The organism is Lacihabitans sp. CCS-44 (assembly GCF_024343735.1).
Lineage (GTDB): Bacteria > Bacteroidota > Bacteroidia > Cytophagales > Spirosomataceae > Leadbetterella.
Map to the genome: position 1 here is coordinate 324,856 of NZ_RJUE01000001.1, position 7,462 is coordinate 332,317.

Genomic DNA, 7,462 nt, shown 5'->3' on the forward strand with positions numbered 1-7,462 from the left:
TTGTAGAAAAAAATCACGGCTTATCTTTTTATTAATCATACAGAAAATGCTTCCAAATCAAAGGAGAGAAAGAATTATAGAATTACTAAAAGAGGATGGCTCAGCAAAGGTGGCCGACCTTGCCCGGTTGTTCAAGGTAACAGAAGTAACTATAAGGCAAGATCTGGAAAAGCTTGAATCGGAGGATTTAATTATAAAGGAGCATGGTGGAGCCACACTTAAAAATGTTGAAGATCAAGTAAAGAGTTTTTCTCTGGCACATCAAGAAAACTTGGACAAAAAAGAAATTATTGCCCAAAAGTGTATTGAGTTTATTGAAGATGGCGATACCATAATTTTAGATTCTGGCAGTACAACCACTGAAATTGCGAAGAAAATAAAAATTTCTGGGATAAAAAACTTAACAGTAATCACCAATGCATTAAATATAGCTTTACTGTTAGGAACGGGCTTAGACATAGACGTAATCATGACAGGAGGAGAATTTAAACCCCCTACCCTCTCTTTGACAGGCCAAAAAGCAGCAGATTTTTTCAAGGGATTAAATGTGCAAAAATTATTTTTAGCAACAGCAGGGATTTCTCTAAAATCAGGGCTTACCTATCCGAGCATAAGTGATATTGTGGTTAAAAAAGCTATGATTGATGCGGCAGAAGTAACCTACCTAGTAGCAGATAGTACAAAAATAGGTAAAAGTGCCCTTGCCAGCTTGGGAGCTCTGAGCTTGATAGATTATATTATTACTGACTCGGGAATTGAAGAAAAACATATATCTGTCTTTAAAGACAATGAAATCGAAATAATTATTGCAAAGAACTTGTGACAAACCAAGCCCTTATGAGATTATGTCTCATAGCATTTAGCAGGCCTATTTTTAAATTAACACTATGCAAAAAATAAATATTCAACCTGTTTTGGATAATGCCAAATTTAATAGTTTTCATAGAGCAATATTATTTTGGACTGGCTTTATCATTATTTTTGATGGTTATGACTTGGTGATCTATGGCACAGTTTTGCCGCTATTGATGAAAACTTGGAATTTGACTCCAGTAGAAGCTGGCAGCTTAGCAAGCTATGCTCTATTTGGAATGATGTTTGGAGCATTTATATTTGGAACAATTGGCAACCGACTAGGTTCTAAAAATGCTATTATCACTTGTATTTTATTATTTAGTGGCTTCACTGTACTTTGTGCATTTGCCCAGTCTCCCAGCATGTTTGGTGCTTTTAGATTTGTAGCAGGTATAGGAATTGGAGGAGTAATGCCAAACGCCGTTTCATTAATGGCCGAATATGCTCCAAAAAATATCCGTAACACACTAATAACCATTATGTTTAGCGGAATAGCTACAGGAGGTATCTTATCTGTTTTAGTTGGTATGTTTTTGATTCCAATTTTCGGATGGCAATCGGTATTTGTATTTGGATTAATTCCTATTTTACTATTGCCTTTTATCTATAGGACTCTCCCTGAATCCATGAATTTCCTCATACAAAAAGGACGAACGAGTGAAGCCAAAGCAATTCTGAGTAAGGTGGAGCCATCTTTTAAGTCTGAAAGTAATATTATTCTAGAAACCTCCAGTGCTCTATATAATCAGGCTGGTATAAGTGACTTATTCAAAAACAATCGCCTATGGAGTACACTGATGTTTTGGATAGCTTTTTTTGCTTGTCTCCTAGTAATATATGGTATAAACTCATGGCTACCCAAACTCATTATGGGAAAGCCTGAATACCGAGACGATCTCAGTTTGGGGCTTACTTTTTTGTTGGTTTATAATATCGGAGCGGTTTTCGGAGCCATCATAGGAGGGCGTCTGGGTGATAAATACGATTTACGAAAAACGGTGGTCTTGTTTTTCGTTACGGCAGCTGTAGCGATCTTTTTGCTTGGGTTTACAACGTCTTATATCTTGTATATCTTGATGTTTGTTGCTGGTGCTACCACTTCTGGAAACCAGATAGTTATGAATACTTTGGTAGCACAGTACTATCCTGCATTATTGCGTTCTACTGGTTTTGGGTGGGCATCGGGCATTGGCCGAATCGGAGCAATTATCGGCCCTACATTGGTTGGCTATCTTGTGAGTTTAAAATTGCCCTTTGAGCAAAACTTCTTTGCTTTTGCTGTTGCGGCTGGCGTGGCCGCAATAGCCATTTTTTTTGTCGATTTCAAAAATGAAAAATAGATAATCTATGAAAATCCTTCCAGGTGATCATGATATACAAGATGTGTACAAAATATTAACAGCAGCTGTTACACCTCGCCCAATCGGCTGGATATCAAGTGTTAATAACAAAGGAGAGCGAAATTTAGCTCCATTTTCTTTTTTTAATGTGGTAGGTTATGACCCGCCCCATGTAATTTTTGCACCTATCGCTCCGAATGGCATAAAAAAAGATACTACGACAAATGTCCTTGAAACCGGTGAATTTGTAGTAAATATGGTAACAGAGAACTTAGCAGAGCAAATGAATAAAACCTCTGCCCGTTTGGCACCTGATGAAGACGAATTTGCCTTCGCTGGCCTTACAGCACAAGATTCTATACTCGTAAAACCACCAAGAGTAAAAGAAAGCCCAATAAGCTTTGAGTGCAAATTAGTGCATCACTATTCCTTTAAGGATAAGCAAAACGGATCCACAATTTTAATAGGGCAAGTCGTAATGATTCATGTTGCTGATGAAATTCTTTTGCCAGATTTTAAGATAAATACAGAATTATATAAGTCAATTGGGAAAATGGAAGGTGGCTTATATTGTAGAACTAGTGACCAGTTTTTTATAAATAGAGAGGTGCCAGTCTCCAAACCAAATTAAGCAATGAAAGACGATAGAATAGAACAGCTGCTTCAAAATTTCAATGAGGCCAATTTGCAACCACTTTGGACATTGGAAAGTGATATAATGCCTCATAAACCCAACCCCAAATCAATTCCTTTCCTATGGAAATGGGAAAAGCTTTATGAATTAGCTGAAGAAGCTGGTGAACTAATAACACTAGAAAGAGGTGGAGATAGACGTGCAATAGCATTGGCAAATCCAGGCTTAGGAGGCATGCCTTTTGCAACAGAAACCCTTTGGATGGCTGTGCAATGGCTCAATGGCAAAGAAGTGGCTCCTGCACATAGGCACACACCACAAGCCATCAGATTTATTGTTGATGGAGCAGGAAGTTATAGCACAGTTGAAGGCGACAAGGTATACTTAGAAAGAGGAGACCTTGTATTAAACCCTCCTCTTCTTTGGCATGACCACGGTAGCGAATCTGAAGAAAGAGCAATATGGATAGATGGATTGGACATTCCCCTGACAAAATATTTGAATGCCAACTTCTTCGAACCAATGCATAAAGACACTCAAGAGGTTAATACCATTAAGAATTACAGCATATTAAAATATGGTTCGGGTACGCTAAAACCAGCATGGGAACGAGAAAAGCCAGTTTATCCCCCAATGAGTACTTTCAAATGGGTAAAAACGGAACAGGCCTTATTGGATTTAGCAAAAAGCGGTGCGGCTTGTCCTCATGATGATATTGCCATGGAGTATATCAACCCCCTCACTGGTAATCCAGTGATGAAAACGTTTAGTTGTTGGATACAAATGCTCCGCCCAAATGTACACACACAAGCTCACCGTGAAGTATGTAGCACAGTCTATTTTGTGTTTGAAGGTAGTGGCTACTCTGTCATCGACGGCATTAGGTTTGATTGGAAACAAGGCGATTTGTTTGTTGTACCCAATTGGAAATTGCACGAACACATAAATACTTCAAACGAAAGAGCTATTTTATTCAGTATTAATGATAGACCGACTATGGAACTTCTCGACAAGTACAGAGCCGAAAAGTATGAAGAAAACGGAGGGCATCAGATAGTGACTAGTGTTTTTGAATAATATAAATTGACAGATATGAAATTAGTAACATATAGAAGTAATCCGGAATCTGAAGCAAGATTGGGAATAATTAAAAATGACCCAACAAATGGCGACCTCATTATTGACATGCAAAGACTAGGTCAAGTATGTCAAATTGCACTACCAAGTACAATGTTGGAATTTATAGATCTAGGAACGGTGGCCATTGAAGTAGTTGAAAATATACTCAAAGACTTGGACAGAAAATTATTGCTCGGTACAAGTTTACCTATTTCAAACGCCAAAATACTTGCACCAATTCCTGTTCCGCGTAAAAACCTAATTTGCATAGGTTTAAATTATACAGAACACTTAGAAGAATCTTCAAGGGCTCATAAAAAACCCGTCGAACTACCTACTAAATGTATTCTTTTCACCAAACCGCCTACATGTGTAATTGGCAATGGAGATGCCATTGAACATAATGAAAATATCACTAAACAGCTTGACTGGGAAGGAGAACTCGGGGTAATTATAGGAAAAAAAGGAAAAAATGTACCGAAAGAAAACGCACTACAATATGTTTTTGGCTATACCATAATCAATGACATAAGTGCTAGAGATTGCCACCGCAATGCTCAGTGGACAGTCAATAAAGGACAAGATACCTTTGCTCCTATGGGACCAATTGTTGTAACAGCTAATGAGCTAACAGACCCTCATAATCTTAATCTGAGAACAACTGTAAATGGGATTGAGAAGCAAAACTCCAATACAAAATATATGTTATTTAATATCAATGCTCAGATTGCCGATATCAGTGAGGTAATGACTCTAGAAGCAGGAGATATTATCGCTACAGGTACGCCTTCAGGGGTTGGTTTAGGTCGAGAGCCGCAAGAATGGATGTGGGCTGGTGATGTAGTAGAAGTAACCGTGGAAGGTATTGGTACACTTCGTAACCCAATTGTGAGAGTATAAACTATTATTTTCAAAATTTAAATAAGTATTTTTTTCCAAATCTTTCGAAAAAAAACAATGCTTCCAAACCAACGCAGAGATAAGATTTTAGACCTTTTAAAAGAAGATGGCTCAGCAAAAGTTGGAAGCCGAAGATCTGATTATAAAAGAGCATGGCGGGGCCACTTTACAAAATCAAGCCTTGGTGCAGCATTAAGTTTGATAGATTTCATCATCACTGACTCTTGAATTGAAGAAAAATATACCACAATATTTAAGGAAAATGAAATTGATATAATTATTGCTTAATTTTTTATCGTTTTAAAATATGACAACTAGACGGAATTTTTTGAAGAAAACAGGTTTAGCAACAGCGGCCCTAGCGACCCCATTTCAAAACCTTTTTGCCGAAATGAAGCTGCAAAACAAAATGGGTATCCAGTTATTTTCTTTACCTAAAATGCTTTCGGAGGACTTTGAAAAAGGCATAAAAATGCTTTCGGCAATGGGTTATAAAGAACTCGAACTTTATGGGCCGTTTTCTTTCAGCACCGAAGCAGCTAAAAAGCGTTGGGCCGCTGTAACTCCACAGCTGGGTTTTAGTGGTAGCGGATATTTTGGGAAAGATATTAAAGATGTTAAAAAGCTGCTTTCGGATAATGGACTTTCTACGCCAGCCATGCATACTGACATGGATACTTTGCTAAATGGCATGGACAAATTGGGCGAAGCGGCTCATGTATTAGGGCAAAAATATGTCACACTTCCTTCCATTCCTGACGAACTCCGTAAAAATCTGGACGATTACAAACGTGTGGCGGAGACCTTCAATAAAATAGGAGAAAATGCCAAGAAAAATGGAATAAAGTTTGGCTATCACAACCACGGTTATGGCATCAAACCAATGAATGAGCAGATACCTCTCCAAATTATTCTTGAAAACACTGACCCAAATCTTGTTTTCTTTGAGCTTGATATTTTTTGGACGGCCTCTGGCGGTGCTGACCCAATTGAGTATCTCACCAAATATCCAAATCGATACAAAATGCTCCATTTGAAAGACATGAAAGAGAAAAAGGAGTTTTCAGGAGATGGCGGTAACGCCTCACAATGGATACCACTTTTTGGCAACATGACTACAGCAGGTGATGGTATTTTGGACCTAAAAGGAATTATTAAAAAGGCAAAAGAAATAGGCGTTGAGCACTACTTTGTAGAGCAAGACATGGTGGCTAGTCCAGAAATAGCACTTAAACGCAGTTTAGATTTTTTAAAACCTAAAATTTAATTAATCATCTTTAAATCAAATTTCGAAAACTATGAAATTCAAATTAGCCTTTATTTTACTTGGACTTACCACTTCCATATTTGGTCAAAACCTCATAATTAATACAGCTAGCGGGAAGGTTGAAGGCACTGCAAATGAAGACAAGACGATTGCGATTTTCAAAGGAATTCCGTTTGCAGCTCCACCTGTTGGAAATTTACGTTGGAAAGCTCCACAACCTGTAAAATCTTGGGAAGGAATAAAAAACTGTACGGCTTTCAGTGCAAGTCCAATGCAAGCACCTCCTGCTCCATTTTTTTGTTGGTCTGAGGAATTCATCATTCCAAAAGAACCCATTTCAGAAGATTGCCTTTACCTCAATGTGTGGTCTGGAGCAAAATCAAACAAAGAAAAACGGCCTGTTTTGGTATACATATATGGTGGTGGGTTCCGAAGTGGTGGTGCGGCTTGTGCCATTTATGATGGTGAAGCTATGGCAAAAAAAGGCGTTGTCTTGGTAAGTATCAACTACCGTGTAGGAGTTTTCGGCTTCTTGGCTCACCCCGAACTCTCGGCAGAATCGGGCAAAAATTCTTCTGGAAATTATGCTTTGATGGACATGATAGCGGCCTTGAAATGGGTTCAGAAAAACATTGAAGCCTTCGGCGGCGATGCCGACAATGTTACCATAGCAGGGCAATCTGCTGGTGCTTTTGGAGTGAATTATTTGGTAGCCACTCCTCACACAAAAGGGCTAATTCACCGAGCTATTGCCGAAAGCGGTGGTAGTTTTGTTCAAAATCCACTTCGCCCAAATGTAAATATGAAAGCGGCGGAAGAATTGGGAATAAAATATGCTAAAACACTAAACTGCAATAATTTAGCAGAATTAAGAGCAAAATCAGCAGAAGAAATTCAAAAATCGCAAGGTGGGCTTTCGTCGCCAATTGTTGATGGTTATATAATGCCCGAAGGCATTTTTGAGATTTTCGCAAAAGGCAAACAAAACGACATACCGACTATTGTGGGCTGGAACGAAGATGATCGAATTGGTAGCCCAGCAGCAAAAGCCGAGGTTTTTAAAGAACAAATGACAAAACGTTTTGGTGGCTCTGTAGCCGACTTCCTCAAAGTCTACCCCGCTGAAACAGATGAGCAAGCCGCAAAATCGCAAATAGCATTGGGTCGTGACGAAACCTTTGGTATTCAAGATTATATATGGGCAAAAATGCAAACCCAAACGGGAAAATCCAAAGCCTTTGTTTATAATTTTAATCGTAAACTTCCTGCCTATACGCCTGAAACCGAATTTGGTGCATTTCATACTGGCGAAGTGCCCTATGCTTATAACAATTTGCATACCGTAAA

General features: G+C 38.6%; 8 protein-coding genes. All 8 read left to right on the top strand.

What is annotated here, in order from left to right; translation table 11 throughout:
- Positions 1–46: 46 nt before the first annotated feature.
- The gene (locus EGI26_RS01345; protein ID WP_255075829.1) at positions 47–823 is read left to right on the top strand and encodes a DeoR/GlpR family DNA-binding transcription regulator; all 777 of its coding nucleotides are present in this window, start codon (positions 47–49) and stop codon (positions 821–823) included.
- 64 nt (positions 824–887) lie between these two features.
- Complete coding sequence (locus EGI26_RS01350) at positions 888–2,195, top strand: MFS transporter (RefSeq protein ID WP_255075830.1); 1,308 nt, start codon at positions 888–890, stop codon at positions 2,193–2,195.
- Between the two features lie 7 nt (positions 2,196–2,202).
- Positions 2,203–2,826: a flavin reductase family protein gene (locus tag EGI26_RS01355; protein ID WP_255075831.1), complete on the top strand. Its 624-nt coding sequence runs from the start codon at positions 2,203–2,205 to the stop codon at positions 2,824–2,826.
- 3 nt (positions 2,827–2,829) lie between these two features.
- Positions 2,830–3,906, top strand: a complete 1,077-nt coding sequence (locus EGI26_RS01360; RefSeq protein ID WP_255075833.1) for a cupin domain-containing protein — start codon at positions 2,830–2,832, stop codon at positions 3,904–3,906.
- Between the two features lie 15 nt (positions 3,907–3,921).
- Positions 3,922–4,848 carry a fumarylacetoacetate hydrolase family protein gene (locus EGI26_RS01365; RefSeq protein ID WP_255075834.1) on the top strand — a complete coding sequence of 309 codons (927 nt, stop codon included), beginning with the start codon at positions 3,922–3,924 and terminating at the stop codon, positions 4,846–4,848.
- A 57-nt stretch (positions 4,849–4,905) separates the two neighbouring features.
- A complete protein-coding gene (locus tag EGI26_RS01370) occupies positions 4,906–5,076 on the top strand; it encodes a hypothetical protein (protein WP_255075836.1) in 171 nt (56 codons plus the stop codon).
- 79 nt (positions 5,077–5,155) lie between these two features.
- Entirely contained in the window at positions 5,156–6,115 is a 960-nt protein-coding gene (locus tag EGI26_RS01375) for a TIM barrel protein (RefSeq protein WP_255075838.1), read from the top strand.
- Positions 6,116–6,146: 31 nt separating this feature from the next.
- The coding region (locus EGI26_RS01380) for a carboxylesterase/lipase family protein (protein ID WP_255075840.1) at positions 6,147–7,462 on the top strand (1,316 nt) is incomplete at its 3' end.

Excerpts from the sequence above, each read along its gene's own strand:
- EGI26_RS01345 (WP_255075829.1), top strand. The coding sequence starts at position 47 with ATGCTTCCAAATCAAAGGAGAGAAAGAATTATAGAATTACTAAAAGAG.
- EGI26_RS01350 (WP_255075830.1), top strand. The coding sequence starts at position 888 with ATGCAAAAAATAAATATTCAACCTGTTTTGGATAATGCCAAATTTAAT.
- EGI26_RS01355 (WP_255075831.1), top strand. The coding sequence starts at position 2,203 with ATGAAAATCCTTCCAGGTGATCATGATATACAAGATGTGTACAAAATA.
- EGI26_RS01360 (WP_255075833.1), top strand. The coding sequence starts at position 2,830 with ATGAAAGACGATAGAATAGAACAGCTGCTTCAAAATTTCAATGAGGCC.
- EGI26_RS01365 (WP_255075834.1), top strand. The coding sequence starts at position 3,922 with ATGAAATTAGTAACATATAGAAGTAATCCGGAATCTGAAGCAAGATTG.
- EGI26_RS01370 (WP_255075836.1), top strand. The coding sequence starts at position 4,906 with ATGCTTCCAAACCAACGCAGAGATAAGATTTTAGACCTTTTAAAAGAA.
- EGI26_RS01375 (WP_255075838.1), top strand. The coding sequence starts at position 5,156 with ATGACAACTAGACGGAATTTTTTGAAGAAAACAGGTTTAGCAACAGCG.